At 28.7% G+C, this 26,838-nt stretch carries 23 protein-coding genes; 17 read left to right on the forward strand and 6 right to left on the reverse strand.

Translation table 11 applies throughout. The features are described from left to right. Positions 1–144: 144 nt before the first annotated feature. Both Q6H37_RS09195 and Q6H37_RS09200 read right to left on the reverse strand, forming a co-directional pair. Positions 145–1,137, reverse strand: coding sequence for a biotin--[acetyl-CoA-carboxylase] ligase (locus Q6H37_RS09195; RefSeq protein WP_318741201.1), 993 nt, complete (start codon positions 1,135–1,137; stop codon positions 145–147). 109 nt (positions 1,138–1,246) lie between these two features. Then, positions 1,247–1,417, reverse strand: coding sequence for a hypothetical protein (locus tag Q6H37_RS09200; RefSeq protein ID WP_007060221.1), 171 nt, complete (start codon positions 1,415–1,417; stop codon positions 1,247–1,249). A 233-nt stretch (positions 1,418–1,650) separates the two neighbouring features. Between Q6H37_RS09200 and Q6H37_RS09205 the strand changes: the two genes are divergently transcribed. Then, positions 1,651–1,872: a helix-turn-helix domain-containing protein gene (locus tag Q6H37_RS09205; protein WP_007060222.1), complete on the forward strand. Its 222-nt coding sequence runs from the start codon at positions 1,651–1,653 to the stop codon at positions 1,870–1,872. Positions 1,873–1,950: 78 nt separating this feature from the next. Here the strand turns inward: Q6H37_RS09205 and Q6H37_RS09210 are convergent, their stop codons facing one another. Next, positions 1,951–5,994, reverse strand: coding sequence for an AAA domain-containing protein (locus Q6H37_RS09210; protein ID WP_318741205.1), 4,044 nt, complete (start codon positions 5,992–5,994; stop codon positions 1,951–1,953). Between the two features lie 259 nt (positions 5,995–6,253). Between Q6H37_RS09210 and Q6H37_RS09215 the strand changes: the two genes are divergently transcribed. From Q6H37_RS09215 to mntR, 10 genes are all read left to right on the forward strand, one after another. Continuing rightward, positions 6,254–6,793 (forward strand): macro domain-containing protein, encoded by a 540-nt coding sequence (locus Q6H37_RS09215; protein ID WP_318741207.1) that lies wholly within the window; start codon positions 6,254–6,256, stop codon positions 6,791–6,793. Between the two features lie 113 nt (positions 6,794–6,906). Further along, positions 6,907–7,587, forward strand: a complete 681-nt coding sequence (locus tag Q6H37_RS09220) for a response regulator transcription factor (protein WP_318741209.1) — start codon at positions 6,907–6,909, stop codon at positions 7,585–7,587. Positions 7,588–7,598: 11 nt separating this feature from the next. Beyond that, on the forward strand, positions 7,599–9,131 hold the full coding sequence (locus Q6H37_RS09225) for a HAMP domain-containing sensor histidine kinase (RefSeq protein ID WP_318741210.1): 1,533 nt from the start codon (positions 7,599–7,601) through the stop codon (positions 9,129–9,131). Positions 9,132–9,269: 138 nt separating this feature from the next. Next, positions 9,270–11,192, forward strand: coding sequence for an LTA synthase family protein (locus tag Q6H37_RS09230; RefSeq protein ID WP_318741212.1), 1,923 nt, complete (start codon positions 9,270–9,272; stop codon positions 11,190–11,192). Positions 11,193–11,516: 324 nt separating this feature from the next. Then, the gene (gene ppaX / locus Q6H37_RS09235) at positions 11,517–12,170 is read left to right on the forward strand and encodes a pyrophosphatase PpaX (RefSeq protein WP_318741215.1); all 654 of its coding nucleotides are present in this window, start codon (positions 11,517–11,519) and stop codon (positions 12,168–12,170) included. A gap of 163 nt (positions 12,171–12,333) precedes the next feature. Continuing rightward, positions 12,334–12,627, forward strand: a complete 294-nt coding sequence (locus Q6H37_RS09240; RefSeq protein ID WP_318741217.1) for a hypothetical protein — start codon at positions 12,334–12,336, stop codon at positions 12,625–12,627. Positions 12,628–12,702: 75 nt separating this feature from the next. After that, a complete protein-coding gene (locus tag Q6H37_RS09245; RefSeq protein WP_318741219.1) occupies positions 12,703–13,332 on the forward strand; it encodes a hypothetical protein in 630 nt (209 codons plus the stop codon). 108 nt (positions 13,333–13,440) lie between these two features. Continuing rightward, positions 13,441–13,626 carry a hypothetical protein gene (locus Q6H37_RS09250; RefSeq protein WP_318741221.1) on the forward strand — a complete coding sequence of 62 codons (186 nt, stop codon included), beginning with the start codon at positions 13,441–13,443 and terminating at the stop codon, positions 13,624–13,626. Positions 13,627–13,934: 308 nt separating this feature from the next. Beyond that, a complete protein-coding gene (locus Q6H37_RS09255; RefSeq protein ID WP_318741223.1) occupies positions 13,935–15,206 on the forward strand; it encodes a cation:dicarboxylate symporter family transporter in 1,272 nt (423 codons plus the stop codon). Between the two features lie 215 nt (positions 15,207–15,421). Next, positions 15,422–15,895: a transcriptional regulator MntR gene (gene mntR, locus Q6H37_RS09260; RefSeq protein WP_318741225.1), complete on the forward strand. Its 474-nt coding sequence runs from the start codon at positions 15,422–15,424 to the stop codon at positions 15,893–15,895. A gap of 48 nt (positions 15,896–15,943) precedes the next feature. On the opposite strand, the gene Q6H37_RS09265 is transcribed toward mntR, so the two are convergent. Together Q6H37_RS09265 and Q6H37_RS09270 are read right to left on the reverse strand one after the other, a co-directional pair. Further along, the gene (locus Q6H37_RS09265; protein ID WP_318741227.1) at positions 15,944–16,864 is read right to left on the reverse strand and encodes a response regulator; all 921 of its coding nucleotides are present in this window, start codon (positions 16,862–16,864) and stop codon (positions 15,944–15,946) included. 3 nt (positions 16,865–16,867) lie between these two features. Further along, positions 16,868–18,151: a sensor histidine kinase gene (locus Q6H37_RS09270; protein WP_318741229.1), complete on the reverse strand. Its 1,284-nt coding sequence runs from the start codon at positions 18,149–18,151 to the stop codon at positions 16,868–16,870. Positions 18,152–18,535: 384 nt separating this feature from the next. On the opposite strand from Q6H37_RS09270, the gene Q6H37_RS09275 reads away from it, so the two are divergent. Next, complete coding sequence (locus Q6H37_RS09275; protein WP_318741231.1) at positions 18,536–19,816, forward strand: cation:dicarboxylate symporter family transporter; 1,281 nt, start codon at positions 18,536–18,538, stop codon at positions 19,814–19,816. A 543-nt stretch (positions 19,817–20,359) separates the two neighbouring features. Here the strand turns inward: Q6H37_RS09275 and Q6H37_RS09280 are convergent. After that, positions 20,360–21,211 (reverse strand): GNAT family N-acetyltransferase, encoded by an 852-nt coding sequence (locus tag Q6H37_RS09280; protein WP_318741233.1) that lies wholly within the window; start codon positions 21,209–21,211, stop codon positions 20,360–20,362. Positions 21,212–21,469: 258 nt separating this feature from the next. Between Q6H37_RS09280 and Q6H37_RS09285 the strand changes: the two genes are divergently transcribed. From Q6H37_RS09285 to preA, 5 genes are all read left to right on the forward strand, one after another. After that, positions 21,470–21,961 carry a hypothetical protein gene (locus Q6H37_RS09285; protein WP_318741235.1) on the forward strand — a complete coding sequence of 164 codons (492 nt, stop codon included), beginning with the start codon at positions 21,470–21,472 and terminating at the stop codon, positions 21,959–21,961. Positions 21,962–22,380: 419 nt separating this feature from the next. Beyond that, entirely contained in the window at positions 22,381–23,799 is a 1,419-nt protein-coding gene (gene cysS / locus Q6H37_RS09290; protein WP_318741237.1) for a cysteine--tRNA ligase, read from the forward strand. After that, positions 23,781–23,924: a hypothetical protein gene (locus Q6H37_RS09295; RefSeq protein WP_318741239.1), complete on the forward strand. Its 144-nt coding sequence runs from the start codon at positions 23,781–23,783 to the stop codon at positions 23,922–23,924. The genes cysS and Q6H37_RS09295 overlap by 19 nt, the downstream gene beginning before the upstream one ends. A 366-nt stretch (positions 23,925–24,290) precedes the next feature. Further along, on the forward strand, positions 24,291–25,556 hold the full coding sequence (locus Q6H37_RS09300; RefSeq protein WP_318741241.1) for an FAD-dependent oxidoreductase: 1,266 nt from the start codon (positions 24,291–24,293) through the stop codon (positions 25,554–25,556). A 31-nt stretch (positions 25,557–25,587) separates the two neighbouring features. Further along, a complete protein-coding gene (gene preA, locus Q6H37_RS09305) occupies positions 25,588–26,826 on the forward strand; it encodes an NAD-dependent dihydropyrimidine dehydrogenase subunit PreA (RefSeq protein WP_318741243.1) in 1,239 nt (412 codons plus the stop codon). Positions 26,827–26,838 lie beyond the last annotated feature (12 nt).

Raw genomic sequence — 26,838 nt, forward strand, 5'->3', positions numbered from 1 at the left:
ATAAATTTAAAACATTAGTGCTTAATATTCGAAAAAATAGCGAAATTTTAAAGTGTACCCAATGTGGACAAAAGTGGGTAAGAACAGGTTCTGTTTATAAAGAGCAAAACGGCAAAAGCCTGTAGATATTACAGGCTTTTCATGTTAAGGAGTGTAGCTTCCGTTTATTCCTCTAATGGAAACTTCACCAGAAAAAATCTTGTGAATGCTTCTATCTTTAAATTCAACTACTAATTCACCGTTTTCATCTAAATCTAATGCTTTAGCAAATATTTCTTCATTCCTATTTATAATTTTAATTTCTTTTCCGATAAGTATAGAGTGATCCCTACATATGCTTACAGAAGTTTTTATGTTATCTTCTTCTACAAATTCTTCATATAGCTTTTCAAAGGTATTGATTAAAATACTTACAAATTCTTTCCTTTTTATATAATTCCCTGTTTCTATGCTTATGGAAGTAGCTTTATCTCTTAAGTCCTCTGGAAAATCTTCTTTATCTAAGTTTGCATTTATTCCTATACCCATAACTACATAACTAACCTTATTTAATTCTCCACTCATCTCAGTTAAAATACCGCAAAGCTTCTTGTTATTTAAAATTATGTCATTTGGCCATTTTACTTGAACTTTTATATTGAAATTTTCAAAAGTTTTAACAAGAGCTGCAGCACCTACCTGAGTGATTTTAGGCACTTTTAAAGGTTCAATATCCGGTCTCATAATTATAGACATCCAAATACCTTTGCTTTTAGGAGATACAAAAACTCGTCCCAATCTGCCTTTTCCAGAAGTTTGTTCTTCGCTTATTACTATAGTACCATGGGTTGCATCTTTTGAAGCAAGTTCTTTTGCTTTTGTATTTGTAGAATCTAAGCTTTCAAAATAAAATAAATTTTTACCTATGTATTTTGTAGTTAAATTTTCACTTATTTCTTCAAAAGAAAGTATATCAGGAGAAAAAGTTAATTTATATCCCTTTTTTGACATGGAATCTATGTGGTAACCTTCTTTTTTAAGAATATTTATGTATTTCCATATGGCAGTACGGCTTACATTTAATTTTTCACTAATTGTTTGTCCTGATATGAAATTTCCTCCATTTTCTTTTAATAAATGAAGAATTTTATCTTTCATTAAATTCACCTCGCATATATTGTCTAATACATTATACTACAAAAAATAAAAAAGCAACAAGGTCCTTAATTACTATTAAAAAAGGACTTTGTTGATAATGTATTACTAATTATACATTGTGAGATAATTTGGAGCGTTTGGTGAACTTTTTACCATTGGAATGAGAGCCTAATTTTTCTCCTTGAACTATACCTATATCTTCACCATCTTTTGGATACATTTTTCTAAGTTCAGCATTAGATTTATCATCAGTTCTCATATGACTTTTATTGTTATCCATAAATATACCTCCATAAAAAGTAAAATACATAATTATAATGTTCCCGAATAATAGAAAATTATTTATTCCACAACTATTAATTCTTAACTTAATTTTATATTCATTAACAATATGTTAATTTAGTTTTAATTTGTTATTAAATAGTTAAAAAACGTATAAAAAGTACTACAATTTTTACGAAAAAGAAGTTATAATTGAACTAGGAACTTAATAATTAAATAGGGGGTTTTCTTATGTTAAACGGTAAAAAAATTCGTGATATAAGATTAAATCTTGGATATACTACTTTGGATATCCAAAATCTTACGAAGAATCCGAAATACGAAACTTCAATTTCAAAATCTTATTTAGAGGAGTTAGAAAGAGGGGATAAGAAAAATCCAAGTTTTCAAAAAGTAGTCGTCCTTGCGAAAGTTTTACGATGTAAGGTAGACGAGTTAATATTAAGTGCCTAATAAAAGTCAAGTGAATACAAGGTAGCAGCTATATATTATTTTTACATACAGCTGCTACCTTTATGTTTAAACAATTAATTATTCTTGATTTAACTCCAAATAATGTGAAATTTTATCTATGCAATTATTAGGATTATAGTAAAATTCACTTTCTCTAAGTATAAAGAATTTCCAGCCAACTCTTTGAAGAGTCATTCTTCTGTTATGATTTTCTTCCCAATTTGAGGAGAATGCAGTGTCTTCCCCGCAGCAATCTATTGCTAGCCTGCCGTAAGTTCCTTCTATTACAAAATCTATCTTGTATTTTCCTATTTTTATATTAGGTTTAACCTTGTAGCCTCTTTTTTCAAGAGCACACAATACGTCATTTTTAAAACCAGATACTAATAAATTATTTCCCTTTTCATACTGTAAGGATTTCTTTTCGCTATCTAAACAATAACTTAAAAGGCTTGATCTTACACATTTTGGATTCAGATCTTCTATATCTACGCTGTGAAATAAGAACATTTGATTTCTGGCACGGCTTGCAGCTACGTTAAATCTTCTTATATCAGATTCCTTAGTCAAAGCTGTAAACTTAGCATTTTTAGCAATAACTAAAGATAAGAAAATTATATCCCTTTCATCACCTTGGAAGGAATAAGCATCACCACATATTAACCTTCTACGTATCATTTCTTCAATGCCTAAGCTTTCCTTAAGCATATTTTCTATAAGTTCACTTTGAGCTTCCCCTAAGAGAGATATAACCCCCATAGTCATATTTTTATATTTTTCATCATTGCAGCACTGAACTATTTTATTTACTATAGCGAGCGCTTCTTCTTCATTTACATTTTTAGATAGATCTTTAAGACCATTTTCTACTTTAACTGCAGAAACTACAGGTGAAAATGAATCAGAAGTTTCAGGACACCTTAAAGGTATAATTTCTCCAGAATAACATAGATTATTGCTGAAATCTATTATGCTAGGAGCACATCTAAAATGTTCCTTAAGCACTAAGCGACTAGGAAATACCCTTAATGCTGTGTGATAAAGGCTTGTTTTTAAATCAAACCATTCACTGTGAGGAATCTCTTTTAAATATCTATGAATTAGATTTTCCACCATTTCATTATCCTTACCAATAGCTTCAGGGCTTATCTGCCATTCATCACCAACAATAACAGCTCTCTTACCTCTAAGTAATACAGTAATTGCTGAAATGTCACTTTGGCTGCTTTCATCTACAATAACTACATCAAATAAATCATCTTCTAACTTTATAGTTTCTATAACTTTATTTAGAGGCATAATCCAAACAGGTATAACACCCTTACAATTTTCCATCTCCTTTTGAGCTAATCTTCTATACTTTGAAGCTTGCTTTCCTGTACCCTTTCCAATCCTTTTTATAGATTCCATCCAGGTAAAAAGACTTCTTTTTTGAGATTCAGTAGTGTGTATAATTTGATTGTACCAGGTTTTTTTGGCTACTATCTCTTTTATCAGCATAGTTTCTCTTAACTTTTCAGCTTCTATATCTTGTTCTAATTGATCAGGTTTTAACTTATATATTTCATTTAAAAGAGAACTGCCAGCTTTCCATTTCCAAGCATCATCCCAATTTTTATAATTGTCATCAATAGAATTATCAGACCATTGACTTAATAGTTTTTTGGTAAATGTAGGGCATGTACCTTTAAGTTTACTAATATAAGTATTTATTTTATCAGATGTATTCTTTATATCCTTGAGCTTCCACAGTTCATCATATAACTTTCTGATTTTTGTTTTATCATAATCTGCAATCCAATCAGAAGCTTCACTTAAATAATCATTTTTTATAAATAGCTGTCTGGTAGCCTGTAATTTATTATTTAATTCCTCATATTCTCTTAAGTATTTTACAGATTGGAATATGTTTATTAAATAATCATAATCTTTTTTACTATATAAATTAAGTTCAATAGGGAATTTGGAGTTACCTAAGTATTCTTTTATGATCTTTGTGTAAGATTCTTCCCAATTAATTACAATTTCTATTTTCGATATATTTTCTGAAATAGTATTTAAAAGATTGCTATCTGAATTAGTTATTATCTTTCCACCATATTCTTTTACTGTATTATTCCATAAGGTTCTAAGATTTCTTTCTAAAATTTCCTTGTCTATAGCTTTGCTAAATATATCACACTGTTCTTTGGTAGTTAAAGGTCTGTAATCTACTTCACAATCCTGTAGAATGTAGTTGCATTGATTATGAAGTAATTTAAATATGGAACCAAGTTTTCCTTTAGAATTAATTTGGTCATGTATTATTTTAAAGTCATCCTTAAGCTTAGTTATATCTATGCCAACAGGAAATTTTATGTTGTGTGAATTTACTATTTGCTTTATAACACTTATTTCATTTACATGTTTATTTAAGTTTAAAATTATATCTTTCCAAAACTCTTCATAAGCATCATTGCTATAATAAGATTTTAATATGGATTTAAGCCATCCGTTTTCTATTAATGCCATTTTGTCTCTAGCTGTTGTAATGAATTTCAAAAATTCTTCGAGCTTCTCATTACCAATTTCTATAGTGCATAATTCTACATTTTTTCTGTATTTATTCAAATTATCTTCTAAGAAATTTACTCTGCTTAAGGTTTCCGTTAGCTCATTATAAGAAGGAAGATTGTACAGTAAATTTCCAACCTTATTTAATTTATCTATATATTCTTTTTTAGTTTCCTTCATAAGCTTTATAAGACTATGAAAATCCTGTTGTGACAAGGATGCTCTAGTTTTCATTTCTATACTATCATCTATCCATGAACAGGTATTTTTATTTTCATTAATCCATTTTGATAATTGAGTAAGGGTAAAGCTTTCGCTTCTGTAATTTATAGTTTTATTTTCAAAGGATTCAGCTTCTTTTAATTCGCTCATAAGGTTTTCTATATTTTTTCTACATTTTTTCAATTCTGCCTCTACAGGCTCAATTTCCTTTAAAAGAGTATTAGGATTAATGGATAAGTTTTCAGTTATTTTTCTTACTGATTCATCTAAATCCTTTAAAGCTTTTGTATCATTACCTAAAAGACTTATGCATAAGGATCTTATTTCTTCTGGTATTTTTTCAGATAATACCTTTAGAGCTTTATCCGTTTGACTGGTAACTAAAACTCTTTTTCCGTGAGCCATAAGATGACATATTAAATTGCATATAGTATGGCTTTTACCAGTTCCAGGAGGTCCCTGAACTACTACTCCAAAATTGTTAGCAAGTCTTTTAGTTATTTCTTTTTGTTCTTCATTAGCTGGCAGAGGAAATAATATATCTTTACCTATGCCTTCCCATTCATTATAAATATCGTTATTACCTAAAGAGCTTGTTTCCTTTACTAAGGCTTCTATAGTTTTAGGAATAGGATTACCTTTATCTATGTAATTTAGTATATCCTTAAGTTCCACATCCCATATCCTAGTATCTATGTTTCTTAAAATAATGCAGGGTGAGTTATAAAAAACAGGTGATGTTGAAACCTTTACGGAGTTTAAAGAAACAATATCTTTATTTAATGAATTTTCTTCAAGCTTTGCACTTAAACAATTTAAAATATTCATTAAAATAGCTTCTATATCACATATATTCCTTGCATCTATTCCATTCTTTTTTATATCTAATGAAATATCTAATATCTTATCTAGATTAGGCAAATCCAAACCTTCCAATATTCCTATTTCAAAGTTTGTTATATTATTGTAGGGAGAAAGAGTAAATATGGCTTTTTCGCTATTAAAGTTCAGCACCATTTTAGTACTAAACATGGGATGAATTATTTTTTCACCATTTACTTCTAAGCTTAAAAGTCCATGTCCCCAAATTATTTCCAGATCTTCACTGTTTTTCTCCATAGTAGAATATATTTTAAATAAAGTGTTATATAAATCATCACATTCTTTACCAACTGTAAGCCAGTTTTCATCATCACTTTTATTTATTAAACATCCTTTTTTGTTATACAAATCCGATTCAGAAATTACTTTAATATATTTTGTAACATCTCTTACTATTTTTTTATCCATGTTCTTTATACTTAGCAAGTACAAAAATATATTTCGTATTTTTTCTCTCGTGTCCAAAATAAAAACCTCCTAAATAGTCTACATTAAATCATACATTTCATTATAGCATAGATGTGTAGGTATTAGTACTAAAACTAACATATGTATATTGCATAAAATATAAGAATTTATTACTGTATTTATATTGAAAAAAAACTTCAATAATTATAAGATTATTTTATAAAAGTGTAAGTCGGATAAAATTAGTAATGTAAAAAAGTTGCTTCGCATTTTGCTTATTTTATAAGATTAAATTAATTTAAGGGTGGGGATGTTTATGATTAAAATTGACGGCAAGAAGAGCATAATAATCAAGAAAGGAGACATTACAAAGGAAGAAACAGATGCTATAGTTAATCCTGCAAATGGAGCGTTGAAGCATGGGGGAGGCGCTGCAGCAGCAATAGTAAAAGCAGGTGGAATGCAGATACAAAAGGATAGCAATAATTTAATTAAGAAGAGGGGATTTCTAGATGTAACTAATTGTGTTGTTACTGATGGATATAAATTGCCATGCAAATTTATATTACATGTGGTAGGGCCTAAAATGGGAGAAGGAAATGAAGAAGAAAAATTAGAAAAAGCAACTAATAATGTGCTGAATGTAGCAGAAGCCTATGGATTGAAGTCTATATCCATGCCAGCCATAAGCTCTGGAATATTTGGATTTCCAAAGGATAGATGTGCAGATATATTATTAAAAACTGCAGTTGAGTTTTTAAAAAATAAGGCTGACAGTTTAGAAACTGTAGTTATGTGCAATTATGATGATGAAACCTGTAACATATTTTTACAGAAGGAAAAAGAATATGTTTAAAGTTTATTAACAAGTTTGACAATGTGTTGTAACAGTAGATGGTTAAACTAAAAAAAGGTAATTAGAACTATTTGTTAATCTTTGATTACTGATTTAAAGTTAGGAGATTGAACATGAATAAAACTGTATTAATTGTAGATGATGAAGAGAGAATGCGATTTTTAATAGATGCTTATTTAAAAAAGGAAGGCTTTAATGTGCTTCAAGCAGAAAATGGCAAGGATGCATTGAAGATTTTTAAAGAAAATACTGTGGAATTGGTGGTACTTGATATAATGATGCCCGTCATGGATGGATGGACAACTTGTAAAGAAATTAGAAAAATATCTCAAGTTCCAGTTATTATGCTTACTGCAAAAGCAGAAGATGAAGATCAAATATTGGGGTTTGAGTTAGGAACAGATAACTATGTTACAAAGCCTTTTAGTCCTAAATTGTTAGTAGCTAAAGTAAAAGCACTTTTAAAGAGAGCTTATCCAGATGAAAATAATCAAGACAACTTTTTTGATGGACTTTATATAAATGAAAAAGCCCATGAAACAAAGATCAATGACGAAGATATATATTTGTCTCCAAAGGAATTTGAATTGTTAAGTTATTTCGCTAAAAATAAGGGAATGGTCCTTAGTAGAGAACAAATTTTGGATTCAGTATGGGGAATAGATTACTATGGAGATTTAAGAACTGTTGATACGCATATAAAGAGACTTAGAGAAAAACTTGGTGAAAAGGCATATTTAATATCTACTGTAAGAGGAACAGGATATAAATTTGAAACGAAAGGATATGCTTAGGTGTATTGAATATGAAATTAAACATAAAATTTTTTAAAGATAATATATCAAATAAGATAAATAAAAGTATAACTTGGAAGTTATTTATTGTAACTTTTATAGTTTTTATAATTTTTATAAGCACTAATTTTTTAATTCAATCTTTATTTTTTGAAAAATTTTATGTAAGTAAGAAAAAAGCTAATTTGCAAGATGGTATACAAAAATTTAAGATAAGCTATAACAAAGCTAAAACACAAGAAAGAGAAATGGAACTTATAAAGGAATTTGAAGAAAGTAACAATGCTAAAATAGCCATATTAGATAACAACGGTAATCTTAAATTCATAGTGAAATCCAATAATGAAAAAGCAGATAATTTAAAAATTAGAATCATTAATGAAGTTATAAAGTCTTGGACAATGAGTTCTGATATTATGGAAATCATGAAAAAAGAAGATAAGACTATAACAAGGATAACTTCCAAGAAAAGTAGTGAAATGAGGACTATAGTAACTGCTACTTCTAATGTTGGTAAGGGAAATATAATATTTGCTATATCTTCACTTCAGCCTGTAAATGAAGCATCTTTAGTAATAAAAGAATTTTATTTTTATTTTTATGTAGGAGCGGTAATACTCATTGTAATATTATCACTTCTATATTCTAACATGATATCAAAACCTCTTTTAAAAATTAATGAAACAGCATCTAAGATGGCAGCTTTAGATTTTTCAGAAAAGTGCTATATACAAAGAGAAGATGAAATAGGAAATTTATCTAATACTTTAAATTTTTTATCAGAGAACTTGGATGAATCATTGACTTCATTAAAAGAAGCTAATATTAAGCTGGAAAATGATATAGAAAGAGAAAGAGCATTAGAAAAAATGAGAAAGGAGTTTGTTGCTGCAGTTTCCCATGAATTAAAAACTCCTATAAGCTTAATAGAAGGCTATGCCGAAGGAATTAAGGATGGCATATTTGAAGGCGATGATAAGAACTATTACATAGATATAATAATAGATGAATCCAAAAGAATGGGGAATTTGGTTTATGATATGCTGGATTTATCTCAGTTGGAATCTGGAAATTTTAAATTAATTAAGGAAGAATTTTTGGCACATAAACTTATAGAATCAACTATTAAAAGATTTTCAGCACCAATAGAGAATAATTCTATAGATTTTAAATTGAATTTACAGCAGGATATAAAAATATATGCGGATTGGAGAAGAATAGAGCAGGTTTTAATCAATTTTATTACCAATGCTATAAGGCACACTGGAGAGCATGGATATATTAAGATAAGTTTAGAAAAACTGGAGAATAACAAGGCTTTAGTTTATGTAGAGAATAGCGGTAAACAAATACCAGAAGATGAAATGGATAAAATATGGAGCAAATTTTATAAAATAGATAAGTCAGGAAACAGAAAGTTAGGTGGAACGGGAGTAGGTCTTGCTATAGTGAAAAACATACTTATGCTCCATGGATATGAATATGGTGTAAAAAATATAAGTAACGGTGTTAGATTTTATTTTATAGTAAGTTTATGTAAGTAAGTTTATGTAAGTAATTTTAAAGATAATCCTTCTATAATTTCTTGCTTTTATAATGATATTCACAATTTATTCATTAACTTGTCACGAATATGTAATTTAATCATAGTAATATAAGTTTATAAGTTAGGAGGGTTATAAGTGAATAATATAAAATTAAAAATGAAAGATAAGATACCTTTTAAAATAAATGACAAGACAAAATTTTATATAGATAAACTAATGCTAAATATTAGAAATAATTTAGATTTAATTTTGTTTTTGATTATAATATATGTAAAAGTCATGCATTATGGAAAACAAATATCTCCAGATTATTTTTATGCTAAGGTAGATCGTCCTATTATAGCGTCTATACTTATATTAGTTAGTTTCTTTACCCTGTTTAAACAGAGTAGAAGAATAAAATTGTTATTCGCATTAGATATTTTAATAAGTTTAATTTTAATAGCGGACATTATATACTTTAGATATTATAAAGATGTAATAACAGTTTCGGCTGTAAAAAATGTAAAACTTTTAACTGGAGTATCTGCCAGTGTAAAAAGTTTAATTAACATAAAAGATTTTTTATATTTAATAGATATAGTATTTCTTGCACCTATTATAAAAAAGTTTAAAGTTGTAAATAACAATAAAAAAATGTTTTTAAGAAAAGCATGTATGTTTATGGCAACTTTACTTATTGGGGTTGTAATGGATACTCAATCTGTTTATGCAGTATCTAAAGAGCAGCCTACTCTTATAAGTTCAATGAGTGATAGAGTATATTTAACCAAAATGATAGGGAATATTAATTTCCATGCCATAGATGCATATAATTTTGTAAGTACATCTATAAAAAATTCATCTAAGCTTTCAACTGCAAGGGAGCAGGAAATAAAAGACTTTTTGGCTAAAAATAATGAAAGTACTGGAACTAACTTTACAGGTGCAGCGGAAGGAAAAAATCTTATAATGATACAGGTGGAAGCACTGCAAGGGTTTGTTATAAATCAGAAAATAAATGGACAAGAAATAACTCCGAATTTAAATAGATGGATAAATAAAAGCATGTATTTTGATAACTATTTTTATCAAGTAGCAGGGGGAAATACTTCTGATGCAGAGTTTATGTCCAATAATTCATTATATCCTGCAGAATCAGGTGCAGCTTATTATAGTTATAGTGGTAACACTTATAGTTCTTTGGCTAAGGAACTTAAAGAGAAGCAATATAATACGGAAGCTTTTCATGCTAATAATGAAGGATTTTGGAATAGAAATGTAATGTATCCAGTACAAGGGTTTGATAAATTTTATGGACAACACAGCTTTAATATAGATGAGAATGTAGGACTTGGTCTTAGTGATAAATCATTTTTAAACCAAAGCTTAGATAAACTAAAAACTCTTAAGCAACCTTATTATTCATTTTTAGTAACCCTAAGTAGTCATTATCCTTATGATGACACAAAGGGATATGGAGATTTTAATGTAGGTGAATATGAAGGTACTCTTTTAGGTAACTATTTAAAGGGAATACATTATACAGATCAACAATTAGGAACATTTTTGGATAAATTGGAAAAAGAAAAAATATTAGATAATTCCATTGTAGTTTTGTATGGAGATCATTTTGCAATTCCAAAGGATAATGAACAAGAGCTTTATAAATTTGAAAAAATAAATAATGCTACTGATTATGATTGGGTAAAATATCAAAAGGTGCCAATGTTTATACATTTTCCTGGAGATGAAAATAAAGGTGTAAATCATACTTATTCATCACAAATGGATTTGTATCCTACTTTAGCTAATATGTTTAATTTGCCTAGACAATATATGCTAGGAAAAGATATTTTAAATAGTAATAGTGGTAAGGTTGTTTTTAGAAATGGGTCCTTTACAAATGGAAAGGTGTTCTATATATCCTGGACCAATACTTATTATGATGTAAAAACAGGAGAAAAAATACCAGAAACTGAAGCTTTAAAAGCCGAAAAAGAACAATATTTGAAAGAACTTCAGTATTCCGACGATATATTAAATCATAATTTAATAAAGACCTTCAAAGGAAAATAAATAGAATTGAAATTTATTTTTATTGGAGTATCATTTATGTTAGTGAAAAGTATTTTTTTAAGTGGATTTATGATTGGAATATTAATTTAAATTAAGGTGGTGTAAGGATAGTGAAGGGTATAGATATTGAAAAGTTTAAAAGTTTATCCTTTGACGTAATAGTTATAAGTACAATTTATTTTACCTTTAATCTTATCAAAAAGTGTTTAGCTTAATTAGATATTGTGGTGATTTTAAATAAGATATTAGTATAACCCTTGTTGTTAAGTGTTTACTATGATACCATGTAGTAGAGTCACTTATGAGCAGGAGGTAGAAGATTAAATGATTAAAGCAATTTTATTTGATTTAGATGGAACACTTATAAATACTAATGATCTTATTGTAAAGAGTTTTAAGTATGCTTTTAACAAACACTTTAATAAAGATATTTCAAGAGAAGAAATAGTAAGGACTTTTGGAGAACCTTTAAGAGATGCTATGGCAAGATATGACAGCGAAAACGCTGATTTGCTTTTAAATCTTTTTAGAAGTTTCAATGAAAGTAAGCATGATGAATTAGCTACAAAATTTAGCGGTGTAGAAGAAGGTCTTAAAGCTTTAAAGAACATAGACGTAAAACTTGCTGTAGTTACTTCAAAAAGAAGAAATATGGCGCTTAGAGGTCTTGAGCTTATAAATATATACAAATATATGGATGTTATAGTATGCCCTGAAGATACAAAAAAGCATAAGCCTTTGGGAGATCCAGCATTAAAGGCTTGTGAGCTGCTTAACATTTTACCAGAAGAGGCCATAATGGTTGGAGATAGTCATAATGATATACTTTGTGGAAGAAATGCTGGATGCAAAACTTGTTTAGTAAAATATACAGCTCTTTCACTAAAGGAACTTATAGAATATAAACCGGATTACATTATAGATAGTATTGAGGATTTAACGGAAATTTGTAAATCTGCTGAGAAAAATGTAATATAAATATTAAAATAGGATATGAAAAATAGTAGACCAAGCATATTGGATCTACTATTTTTTATATCTAATTTTCATAATGTTAAAAAATACTGCATATATAACTTGTAGAAAAACATCTTAAGAAGTTTACCTAGTAATTTTAATTGGTGGTGAATATTATAAAAAAATGAATTTGTTAAGGTTTTTGATAGCAGCTTTAATAGTAGAAGCTTTATGGGAAACAACAAAGATGTTCTGGCAGGATGGCAAATTTAGTTATGATAGACTTGGTGCTTTAGCTTTTGGAGAACTTATAGCTATTGGGTCCAATATAGATTTAATGAATGCAGTTGGACTTCCTATAAGTATACCTTATATGGGAATGATACTTACAGGGGTTATTATATCTAGAGGATCCAATTTCATGCATGACTTTTTAGATGGTATAAATAATTTTCAAAAAAGAAGTAGGGGAAAATGATTTAAAGTATAAAAACGCTTTTTTATAGAAAAAATAATTTAAAAGCATTTTATTACTAATACTTAAGGAGGAAAAATGATAAACAGCTTGCCTCAACATCTTATAACACCATTAATATCTTTTATATCAATAATACTTGGAGCAATAATTGGTGGTATTTTTAGTTGGTTTACAACTAAAAGATCTACTGATAGGAATATAGAAGTGCAAAATAAAATAGTGGAAGATAATAGGAAGTATCAAGAGGCTATAAGGAAAAAAAGAAGTCGTCAATATGCTAATATAATAAGACTGGACTTATGTACTGCCATTTTTCAAAGTATTAGACTCTTAAAGTCCTTTAATGATAAAAATAGTGCAGATATGTATCCTGTACCTATGGATGGTGAATATTCAAGTGGTGTTGCTTATTTAAAAAATGAATTTGATTTAAAAGAATTAAGTTATATATATCAGTTATATGGAATTATAGAAAAGTTAAATAGAGATACAAATGAATTTAACTATTATGACAACAATAGTTGCGATTTGGTAAAAATAGATTGTACAATGCTTTTAAAAAAACTTTATGGAGAAAATTTAAAAAAAGCGGTTAACATGGATATAGATGATATAACTTATAAACAGTTATATGAAAATGAAATTATAAAAAAAGGTTATAGAAATATTTTAGCTAAGTTAGATGAAATTTGTTCAGAAGAATAAATATTTATAAAACTTATTTGAAAAAGAATAAATTCATGGAAAAGAAGGCTTAAAATTTATATAATAAAAAAACTCCTCTGAGCAAAACTATAAAAAGGAGGTGGTTTTATGACTTATCGTTCAATGGCAAAAACAGCACCAGATAAAATTCAAGATTTAGATCAAAAAAATCCGGAAAACATTCAGGCTCAATCTGTACAGAGTACTGACATGCATACAAAAACCCATTGGAAGGTTCATAGCGCAGAAGAAGGAGAATTTAAATGTGGAAATGAAATAAGAAGACAAATATAATGCAAAATAAGATATATTGGGAGTTTGGAAAAACCAACAAAACTAAGTGAGATTTGACTTAAGGTGAAGTATGAAAATTCACCTTAAGTCAATATTTTTTTGTAATCTTTTTCTTTGTTTTATATTTGAGAAAACATTGTAATTTTTTCAATCAAATGTTTGTTTAGAAAAAATATAAAAAATATTATGTAGATTTAAGTTTAATTTGGTAGATTTTTATAGATTGTATTATAAAATTCCATTGTAAAGGATTTCATAACAAATATAAATTTAAACTTTATATATTTTAAAAAAGGGGGATGGTAAAAATGAAAAAAAAGAAAGTAGCTTTAGCAACTCAAATTGTTATAGGACTTGTACTTGGTGTTGTAGTAGGTGCTGTATTTTATGGAAATCCAGCAGTAAGTACATACTTGCAGCCAATAGGTGATATCTTTTTAAGGTTAATTAAGATGATAGTAGTTCCAATTGTATTTTCAGCACTTGTAGTTGGAATTGCAGGAGGAGGAGATATTAAACAAGTTGGAAAATTAGGTGTAAAGACTATAGTTTATTTTGAAGTGGTAACGACTGTTGCTATAATACTGGGATTAGTAATAGGTAATGTGATTCACCCGGGAACTGGTATAGATATGCATTCTCTTATAAAAAGTAATGTTTCAAGTTACATGAATACGGCACAAACTGTATCACATCATAGTTTTGCAGATACTTTTATAAATATAGTTCCTACAAATATTGTTGACTCTCTTGCTAAAGGAGACATGCTTGCAATTATATTCTTTTCTGTTATGTTTGGTTTAGGTGTTTCTGCTATAGGGGAAAAGGGAAAGCCAGTTCTAGCTGTGTGTCAAGGAATTGCAGATACAATGTTCTGGGTAACTAACCAAATTATGAAAACAGCACCATTCGGAGTATTTGCATTAATTGGTGTAACTGTTTCAAAATTTGGTGTTAAGTCCTTAATCCCTCTTGGTAAATTAGCTATAACTACTTACGGTGCAATGTTCTTCTTTGTTTTAGTTGTACTTGGATGTATAGCAAAATTTGTAGGAACGAGCATTATTACACTTATAAAAGTGTTAAAGGATGAACTTATACTTGCATATAGTACAGCAAGTTCAGAAACAGTGTTACCAAGAATTATGGAGAAAATGGAGAAATTCGGGTGTCCAAAATCTATTGCTACATTTGTTGTTCCAACAGGTTATTCCTTTAATTTAGATGGTTCCACATTGTATCAAGCTATTGCAGCATTATTCATAGCTCAATTATATGGAATGCATTTGCCAATATTAACTCAAATTAATTTAGTAGTAGTATTAATGCTTACTTCAAAAGGTATAGCAGGAGTACCAGGGGTATCCTTTGTTGTGCTATTAGCTACATTAGGATCTGTAGGAATACCAGTAGAAGGTATAGCATTTATTGCTGGAATTGACCGTATTCTTGATATGGCAAGAACTGCTGTAAATGTTTGCGGAAACTCTCTAGCTGTTGTGGTTGTATCTAAGTGGGAAGGAAAATATGATTCTGAAAAAGGAAAGAAATATGTAGAATCTATTAAAAATGCTGCATAGTTTAAATCTGATTTATTTGGAGATAATTATTAAGTTAGCTTCTTTATGAACGGTTAATTTTTACACATCATATATTTAAATATGTGGACTCCTTCTAAAAAGTTGTGTTTTGCTGCACCATACAATATATAATGAATATTATATGAATATACAGTTCTATTTTTAGGAAATGAGTTATAAAATTAAAAAGAGAAATATTTAAGTAGGTGGAAAAAGTGGCAAATGAAGACTTTTTCACTTTTAGTGAATATATGAAAAAGGAATGTGATGTATTAACTGCTTCTATGGAAGACTATTTGGAAATGATTTATAGATTATCAGAAAAAGTAGGTTTTACGCGTATACACGAATTAGCAAAAGCTTTAAATGTACAACCTCCTTCTGCGACGAAGATGGTACAAAAATTATCGGAATTAAAGTTTGTAAAGTATGAAAAGTATGGAATTATAATCTTGACTAAAGAAGGTAAAAGTATGGGCAAATACCTGCTTAATAGGCATAATATAATAGAAGGGTTTTTTAAGATTCTGGGAATTTCTAATGGAGTCTTGGAACAAACTGAAAAAGTAGAACATACTATAAATGATGAAACTGTACAATACTTGCAGGATTTTATCAATTTTTTAAAATTAAGACCGGAAACAGTAAATGATTTTGTGGAGTTTAGAAAAAATAAGAAAACTAAGTGAGGCTTGACTTAAGGTGAAGTATGAAATTTCATCTTAAGTCAATATTTTTTATAATCTTTTCTTTGACTCTATATATAGAACTCTAACAAATTTTTTTGTATTAATGTGAACTGATGAAATAGAAGAGTTGCTTCCATTTTGTAGTTCAAGCATTTTTTTTCGAACTTCTGTAAAATCAAAAAAAATAGCAGCATATTCTTCAAACTTAGGATTAGAATAGTCAGTTAATCCCAAAGAAGCCAGATGATTTAATGCTTGATATATTGCTCTTCGTATTCTTTGTTCTGAAGCTTTTATTTCTTTATTCAAATCCATTGAATCACATAGAGGTCCTAATTTTTTCATGGCTACATCAATAAATATTTTTTTTAGAGATGGAAATCCTAGCTCAAAAGGCTTTTCGTTTTCACATTCAAACAAATATTGAACTATATCTAATAAATCTTTACTTCCGCTTTCCCCTATTATACCTAGCTCTGTCAAAAGAAATTGACCAGAGCTCACTATGTCTTTGTTCATAAAAGAATGAACCTGCCTATCCTTTTCTTTATTAAATTGCAATACATTAAGTGTTTTCTGTATATCTTGTATGGATTTTTCAAGCTGCATATGTTCAATTATTTTTTCAATAACAGCTATTACTTCAAGTCTATTAATTGGTTTTGTAATATAATATTCAATTCCAAGAGAATAGGCTTTTCCAATCATTTCCTTATCTTCTACTTGAGAAAGCATTATAATTTTTCCGGCAAAACAATTACCTAAATCACGAATTGTTTGAATACCATCTTTAAGAGGCATTAACAAATCAATGATAATAATATCAACTTTTTTTGATTTTAATAATTGATCATTTATATTAGAACCATTTTCAGCTTCTCCAACAACTTCGCCTAAATCATAATCTTCGATAATATCACCTAGCATAGAACGAATAGCTTCATCATCATCAACAATCAAAAAATTCATATTTTACCACCCTTTCGCTATCAAACTGTTTATTGGAAGCTTTATATTAAACACTGTTCCATTTTCAATAGTGTTATCCTTTAATGTTACAGTACCTTTTAGATTTCCAATTAACTCTTTTACATAAGGCAGCCCCATTCCAGTAGAAGGTTCACCATTTATATTATATTTTGTAGTATATCCAGGTTTAAAGATTAAGTTTTTTTTCTTTTCGGGAATACCAGATCCAGTGTCACAAACTTCAAAATTAATAAATTCATTATCCTTATAAATAGAAATTTTTATAGTACCTTTATCTTTAATGGATTCTACAGAATTAGAAACTAAATTATTAATAAGAGACAATATAGTGTAAATATGTAAACTTGGAAAATAATCATTAATGTTTAAAATAAATTCAATATCTTTGCCAAGAGAACGAGCATATTTTTCATTAGTTTCAACAATAATATGTCCTATTCTATTAATATTCATATAATCAGTTGAATTTTCTGCGGAAATCATTTTAGAAAGACCAGCATAAATTCTTTGATTATCTTTTTTTATTTCATGCACTTGACCAGCAATAGCTAATAATTTTGAAGCTAAATCTTTTTGACTTAAGTCAGATTTTGAATCTTGAAAACTTTGATATAAATCATAACAATTTCTAGTTATATTTTCTGCATCTTTTAGAGACTTTTTCAATTGAACTGATTCTGCATACAAGCCAGAAATAACAAGAAGCATATGTTCATTCTGTTCCTTTTGCTGCTTTGCTGCTGCTTTTATCTCATTTAGCTTAATTATATTAAAAAAGCTAAGGACAAAAAAGCTTCTAATAATTGCTATTATAATAATAATTCCTAAGGTAGAGAGATAAAATTTATTACCCAAAAAGAAATACCTAAAAAATAATTCAACAATGCTTGATATTATATCTATTAATGCACATAAGGAGCCTAATAAAAGTGGATGGTGGTGCAGCCGGTTTACCTTTGTTAAATAAAAAAGGCTTGAGTAAGTTGCATAATAAAAGAAAGCAGAAAAATGATAAATAAAATCTGGGAAAAATTGAAAACTTCCTTTTACAAAAAAGTCTAAAGTTGTGCGAAATGCTATAACGCAAAACCCAATTATAAATCCTGGTATAAACAAAGGTAATTTTTTTATCCACAGCAAAAAGAATAAAAAAATTGGTGTAGCAAAACTGATACGAAAAGTATCATGAAATGGGTACATTTTAAGTTCCCCTGTTAAAGGTATTGTAATAATCATTAATGCTAGGATAAATAAGTCTTCTTTCAATTGCGTTACACTCCCTTGAACTTATATTTTACACTTCTAATAAGTATATTTCCAGTTAAATAACCTGATAGAAAAAGGATATCAGAAAAATTGTAAATATGCTAGTACTTGGAAGAATGTAACTTTAGTGTAATATATATATACTAAATGACAATTGTTATATGTACAATTGCACATTAGCAGTCATGATTAATTGGTAAACGTATACAATTGAATAAAAATATTTCAAATATTCATTAGTAAGAAAAATTAAAAAAATTCTTTTGTAGTTTTAAGTTTGATTTAGTAGATTTTTATAGGATTTATTATAAAATTTCTATGTAAATGAATTCATGATAAAAAAATAAATTGTAAATTTAGAATCTACAAATTAAAAAAGAAAGGATGGTAAAAGTGAAAAAGAAGAAATTAGGTTTAGCCACTCAAATTCTTATCGGACTTATACTTGGTGTTATAGTAGGTGCTGTATTTTATGGCAATCCAGCAGTTAGTACTTATTTACAGCCAATCGGAGATATATTTTTAAGATTAATCAAGATGATAGTTGTTCCTATTGTATTTTCAGCACTTGTAGTTGGAATTGCTGGAGGAGGGGACATTAAGCAAGTTGGAAAATTAGGTGTGAAAACTTTAATTTATTTTGAAGTTGTAACTACTGTTGCTATTGTACTTGGATTAATAATAGCTAATGTATTCCACCCAGGAACTGGTATTGATATGCATTCACTTGTAAAGAGTAATATTTCAAATTACATGAATACAGCACAAACAGTATCACATCACGGATTTGCAGATACTTTTGTAAATATAGTTCCTACAAATATTGTTGAATCTCTTGCTAAAGGAGACATGCTTGCAATTATATTCTTCTCTGTTATGTTTGGCTTAGGTGTTGCTGCAATAGGAGAAAAGGGAAAGCCAGTTTTAGCTATATGTCAGGGTGTTGCTGATACAATGTTCTGGGTAACTAATCAAATTATGAAAACAGCACCATTTGGAGTATTTGCATTAATTGGTGTAACAGTTTCAAAATTTGGAGTTAAATCCTTAATTCCTCTTGGCAAGTTAGCAATAACTACCTATGGTGCAATGTTCTTCTTTGTTTTAGTAGTACTTGGACTTATAGCAAAAGTAGCTGGAACGAGCATTATTACACTTATAAAAGTATTAAAGGATGAACTTATACTTGCATATAGTACAGCAAGTTCAGAAACAGTGTTACCAAGAATTATGGAAAAGATGGAAAAGTTCGGATGTCCAAAATCTATTGCTACATTTGTTGTACCAACAGGTTATTCATTTAATCTAGATGGTTCTACACTGTATCAGGCTATTGCAGCATTATTCATAGCTCAATTATATGGAATGCATTTGCCAATATTAACTCAAATTAATTTGGTTGTTGTACTAATGCTTACTTCAAAGGGGATAGCAGGAGTACCAGGAGTATCCTTTGTTGTACTTTTAGCTACATTAGGTTCTGTAGGTATACCGCTAGAAGGACTAGCATTTATTGCTGGTATTGACCGTATTCTTGATATGGCAAGAACTGCTGTAAATGTTTGTGGTAACTCATTAGCAGTAGTAGTTGTATCTAAGTTAGAAGGAAAATATGATACTGAAAAAGCAAAAAAATATGTAGAATCTATTAAAACCGCTGCATAATTTAAATGTAGATTATTTTCAAGAGTTTTGGTTTAAAATAAGCATTGTGATGTAAGTTGCAGTAGAAGTTTGAATTTTAACTTTTATTCCATGATATATGATAAGGGTGTCATCACGGCTAAATGTTTTAATTATTCTAAAGCTCGAAATTTTTGAAAGCCTAAGAACTTTGTCAAACTCGGTTCTCTCAAACAGGACTAAAGTTCTAAGGCTTTCAAAAATTTTGAGCTAAGAATAATACTAAAACAATTTAGCTAATGTGATAACGCCCTTATCATATATCACTGCATAAAATTTAAAATCCAAACTAGTAACTTCAGTAAGACAAAATTATATTCATAATAATAACTAATACTTAGATAATATATTTAGTTTAAAAAGAAGTTGTTTTTTATTTTATAGAAATATCTAGAAAGAGATTTTTTGAATTTTAGGCATTAGAGCTACTTAATGAACGGTTGGCTTTTATACATCATATATTCAATGCGGACTCCCCCTAAAAAGTTGTGTTGCATTATTTTATATTGCTAAAGTTGATTATTTTTAAAGAGTTAAATACATCTCATATTGTGATATAGGATTTTTAACAAATCCTATATGGTTTATAAATCCTTGCATTAAGTTATTGTTAGGAAATCCTACTGATAGTTTAGATAAATTTAAATCAATATAAGCTGAGGATAATAAAGTTTTGCCTATGGATTTGCATCTATAATGCTTATTCACCCATAAAAATATTATTCTTCCACTAGAATCTATGCATAAAACTCCTAAAAGACTATATTGTTTGTAAGCACTATAAAAATAGGCATCATTGACTTTATCCATATAATCAATGTCATTTTGCCAGTTTATGTGAAAATCCTTTAAATTTTTAAATACTAATTTTATATCGTTAATATCTCTTCTTTTTATTTCCAACTGTATATTATTGTTTTTTGTTAAAGGTTTCATATTTTGTGTATAAAAATAATTTAATTCATATATTTTCTGATAACCCATATTTTCATAAAATTTTATCGCTCTAAAATTATCTTTAATCACTTCCAAAAATAATTGTTTGCATCCATTTCTTACAGCTTCATTTCTGTGTAGTTTAAATAAGTCTACACTTACATTTGTACCTCTATAGGATGGATGTACAGCAAAGCTTCCACATCTCATAGTAGGAATACCTTCATAGTTTTTTATTCCTCCCAAAATGATTCCTACAGGACTATTGGAGTCAAGTGCTATAAAGGATCTTTCTATAGAATTACCTTCAGTATTAAAAAATCTATTTATGAAAACTTCTTTAGATATATCTATTTTTATCATATAATCGCTAAAACCAATTTTAAAGGCACTAAATACTGAATCTATACTTACTTCTGAACATCTTTTATAGTTAATCATTTTATTTCTCCCCTTACTATCTCCTATATATTATACAATAAAAATGTTTTTTTTTATAAACTCAAAGCTGTATTTTCAAAATTTAATGAAAAAAGTTTTAAATTATGACTAAAATATGAATTTGTTATAATCATTTCCTGCAATTATCGTAAGAAATGAACACATTGTAAAGTTTTATATATAGCAATATTGGAAGAAAAATGGTATAATTTTGACAAATGGCAATATAGAATTATGGTTTTAAGAAGGGAGACTGGTGTGAAAAATAGAATATTATTGATATTAGTTTTTGCCTTCATATTTCAACTTTGTTTAATAGGCTGTTATAATGAACACAGAGGATGTATAGATATTCCTGATAAAATTATAGTTTATAGTGAGGGTAAACAAAAGGTGATTAAAAAGTCCGATAAAAAGATGGACAACATTGTAAAAATAACAAATAAAAGATTTAATCCAAAGGTTTTTAGTATAAAAAAAGAGGTCAGCGAAGAGCTTATAAACAAAAGAAAAAACGATGCATTATCTATAGAATTTATATATCTTCAAGAACATGAAATGGATATCATAGGTGATGGTGTAAAACCATTTAGGTATACAAGATTATTTTTCCCTATACAGATGGAAGGACCTCGTAATGAGGAAGAGTGCTTTATGTATTATGGAGATGGCAGAAAATATTTCGATAATCCTATGGAAAATTTATATTACAATGAAGATTTGGTAAATGTCTTATGGGATTTAAAGTAAGTTATTAAAAAACACTTCTAAATATATTCGATTAATTTTAGTTCACGCTTAATTAAAAAACATCATTATAAATTTTATTCTGTATTTTAGTGTCAGTTAATGTATAATATTAAAATAATAAAACATAATATATAATAAAAGTTTTTCGAGATTATTGCATTATTTCATAATTGTGGTAAGATTTATATATAGTAAACTTTAGGAGGTCGTATATCATGTGTTGTTGTTTAAATTGTTTTAATTTTCATTTAAAATCAAATACGACCTGCGTACATTAAAAGTATTTTTTGAAATTTAAGTAAATTTATTTTATACACTGCAGGTGATTTTTATTATCCTGTAGTTTTTTATTACCTAAATTTACGTAAAGAACTTTTTGTAATACATAAAAACAAAAGTATTGAAGGGAGAGACTACCTATGGATTTTTATGTTTATAACACTATGTCCAGAAAAAAAGAAAAATTTGTACCTATATTGGAAGGAAAGGTGGGAATGTACACTTGTGGGCCTACCGTTTATAATTTTGCACATATCGGAAATTTAAGAACATATATATTTGAAGATGTATTAAAAAAATCTTTAAGATATTTAGGTTATGAAGTAAAGCATGTAATGAATATTACGGATGTAGGTCATCTTCAGTCTGATGCAGATGAAGGTGAAGATAAAATGGAATTAGGTGCAAAACGTGAAAATAAAAGTGTATGGGAAATAGCAAAATTTTATGAAAATGCATTTTTAGATGATTGTAAAAAATTAAATGTAGAAACTCCAACTGTAATTTGTAGAGCTACAGAACATATTGATGATATGATAAATTTAATAAAAAAGCTAGAGGAAAAGGGATACACTTATATATCAAATGGAAATGTATATTATGAAATTGATAAATTTGAAGATTACAATAAGCTTGCAAACTTGAGCATGGAAGAATTGGAAGCTGGAAATAGAGTAGAAGTAGATGAAAATAAAAAGAATCCACTAGATTTTGTATTATGGTTTACAAATTCAAAATTTAAAAATCAAATTATGCAGTGGGATTCGCCTTGGGGAAGAGGATTTCCAGGTTGGCATCTTGAGTGCTCAGCTATGTCTATGAAATATTTAGGAGAAAGAATAGACGTACATTGCGGCGGAGTAGATCATATTCCAGTTCATCATACAAATGAAATTGCTCAATCTGAAGGAGCAATAGGACATAAATGGGTAAATTACTGGATGCATGGGGAGTTTCTTGTTCTGGATAGTGGAAAAATGTCAAAATCTAAAGGTGATTTTTTAACAGTAAATAAATTAGAGGAAGAAGGATTTAATCCGCTAGTTTATAGATATTTTTGTCTTCAATCAAGATATAGAAAACAATTGTTATTCAGTTTTGATGCACTAAAGGATGCGGAAATTGCATATAAAAAATTAAAGAATAAAGTAGCAGCTCTAGCAAAGGATGCAAACGAAGATCAAAGATTAGACCTGGAAAAGATAAAAAATTATAAGGATAAATTTGCAGAAAAAATAAGTGATGATTTGAATATGCCAAATGCTTTTACTGTTCTATGGGAAGTAGTAAAAGATAATGAACTTACCAGCAGAGAAAAATGCCATTTAGTAGAGAGCTTTGATACAGTACTATCAATGAATTTGTTTGAGCCAGATGAGGAACAAAGTTTAGATTCTAATGTAGATAGCGAACTTGTAGATAAACTTATAAAAGAAAGAAATATGGCAAGAAAAAATAAAGATTGGTCTAAAGCAGATGAAATCAGGGATAAATTAAGTTCCATGAATATTCAAATTTTAGATTCTAAAGAAGGAACTAAATGGAATTTAAAGAAATAAAAAATTTGAGTAAAAAGAGAAAGCTTAGTTTTTGCTTTCTCTTTTTATTTGGCATCAAACAGCTAAAGGATACAGTAATTGGTATCGAACTTGGGAAAAATATAGTACCCGGAAAAGATTTTTGAAAATTTTTAAAAAAAAGTTTTTTAAAAGTTATAGAAAAAAATTTAAGAAAAAGTCGAAAAAACAGAATTGACTGAATATACATTTATTTAAATTTATATCAGGTGTGTATAATGCAACAACCTAAATAAAAAGGTTTTCATAATTGCATTAATAAAATCTGTTTGTATAAAATTATGAAACTAAATATTCTTGACATAAAACCAGCAAGCTATGTCGTAAAAAGTAGAAGACAAGCTGTAGAAATGTTGAAAAATAAGTGTTAATATATTAACAGAAGGAAGACAGATATATATAAATATACGGTTCCTTCTAAAAATCATTCCAAAATATAAAATATATAAAATCTCGAAAGGGGAAAATACTAAATGGAAACAAGAAAATACTTAGAAGAAACAAACAAACCATTGACACCTCTTTTAGCAATGGAAGAGGCAGCAAGATGTCTTTTATGCCATGATGCACCTTGCAGCAAGGCTTGTCCAGCAGGAACCAATCCATCAAAATTCATTCGTTCACTTCGTTTTAGAAATTTTAAAGGAGCAGTAGAAACTATAAGAACAAATAATGTGCTTGCTGGAGTATGTGCAAGAGTATGTCCTTATGACAAATATTGTGAAGGAGCTTGCAGCAGATGCGGTATAGACAAGCCTATAAGAATAGGTGAGTTACAAAGATATTTAACAGATTACGAGAAAAATATAAATATGAAAGTGTTAGACAAAGTAGAAGCTACAAAAGAAAAAGTAGCAATTATAGGTGCTGGACCAAGTGGCCTTTCAGCAGCAGCAACACTTGCATTAAAAGGGTACAATGTAACTGTATTTGAAGAAAAAGATATTCTAGGTGGATGGTTAAGTTACGGAATACCACCTGAAAGATTACCTCAAGAAGTTGTAGAAGATGAAATAAACTACATAAAAGAACTAGGGGTAGAATTTAAAACAAATTGTAAAGTTGGAAAAGATATTAAAATAGATGATCTTAGATCAAAAGGATTTAAAGCATTCTTAATTTCTAGTGGAATTCAAAAAGGGAAAGCTATAGACGTTAAAGGCGCTGATTTAGAAGGTGTTGTAAACGGTGTAGAGTTCCTTGGAAAAGCTAAAACTAATAAAGGTGATGTAAAAGTAGATAATCATGTAATCGTTATCGGTGGCGGTGACGTTGCTATGGACTGTGCATCAACTGCTAAATTACTTGGATGTGAAGATGTAAAAATAGTTTACAGAAGAACTATTGAAAAAATGCCTGCAGATGTAAATGAAAGAGAATATATCCAATCATTAAATATTCCTATATTTACAGGATTCAAACCATCAGAAATAGTAGGTAATTCAGGAAAGGTGGCAAGCTTTAAAGCAACAGGAATGTTTGATGAAGCTGCTATGTTAGAACTTACAGCTGATATGGTTATATTTGCAGTGGGTCAAGAACCAGAAGATGCAAAACTTATTGCAGATGTAAATGTTGATGGAAAAGGAATAATTGCTACAGAAGATTGTAAAACAAATGTAGCAGACATATTTGCAGCAGGAGATATAGTTGCAGGAGATAAAACAGTTGTACAAGCTGTTGCACTAGGTAAATTAGCTGGAGAATCAATAGATTCTTATTTAGCAGGTACAAGATAGTCACATAAGGAATTAGGGAGGCGTAGATTAAATGAGAAAAAAAGATCTTTCAATAGAGTTTTGTGGGGTAAAATGTGAAAATCCATTTTTCCTATCATCATCACCAGTTGGAAATAATTATGAAATGTGTGCAAAAGCATTAGAAACAGGTTGGGGTGGAATAGTTTTTAAGACAGCTGCTATGGAAAAAATGATAGAAGTTTCACCACGTTTTGATGCTAATAAAAAAGAAGGAACTCCTTTTATAGGATTTAAAAATATGGAGCAAGTTTCAGAACATTCACTTGAACAGAATCTTGCAGATATGAAAAAACTTAAAGAAAATTATCCAAACAAAGTATTAGTAGCTTCAATAATGGGTTCAAATGAAGAAGAATGGACTAAACTTGCACAGCTTGTTACAGAAATAGGTGCAGACATTATTGAGTGTAACTTCTCATGTCCACAAATGACAAGTCATGCTATGGGTTCAGATGTTGGACAAAATCCTGAACTAGTTAAAAAATATTCAGCAGCAGTAAGAAGAGGAACTCATCTTCCTGTACTTGCAAAGATGACTCCAAATATAGGAAACATGGAAGTACCAGCAATAGCTTCAATAGAAGGTGGAGCTACAGGAATTGCTGCTATCAATACAATAAAATGTATTACTGGAGTTGACTTAGATAAAAAAGTAGGTCTTCCAATAGTAAATGGTAAATCATCTATATCTGGATATTCAGGAAAAGCTGTTAAACCAATAGCTTTAAGATTTATAAATCAACTTGCTAAAGAACCAAAACTTAAAAATGTTCCAATAAGTGGTATTGGAGGAATAGAAACTTGGGAAGATGCTCTTGAATTTATACTGTTAGGTGCAGCAAATCTTCAGGTAACTACAGCTATTATGCAGTATGGATATAGAATAGTTGAAGATATGATAAGTGGAATACAATACTATATGGAAGAAAAAGGTGTAGAAAAGCTTTCAGATTTAGTTGGTGCTGCACTTTACAATATGGTACCAGCTGAAAATTTAGATAGAGATTATATAGTATACCCAAAATATGATACTGATAAGTGTATCGGGTGTGGAAGATGTTATATTTCATGCTACGATGGAGCTCATCAAGCTGTAGTATGGGATGAAGAAAATAGAAAACCTTCAATAAATAAAGATAATTGTGTAGGTTGTCATTTATGTGCACTAGTATGCCCAATAGAAGGATGTATAACAAAAGGAGAAATCGAATTTAAAGATTTCGGTGTAAAGAGAGAAATATCTCTTTAACAAAAAACGGTA

Source organism: Clostridium sp. JS66 (genome assembly GCF_033561535.1).
Classification (GTDB): domain Bacteria; phylum Bacillota; class Clostridia; order Clostridiales; family Clostridiaceae; genus Clostridium_AM; species Clostridium_AM carboxidivorans.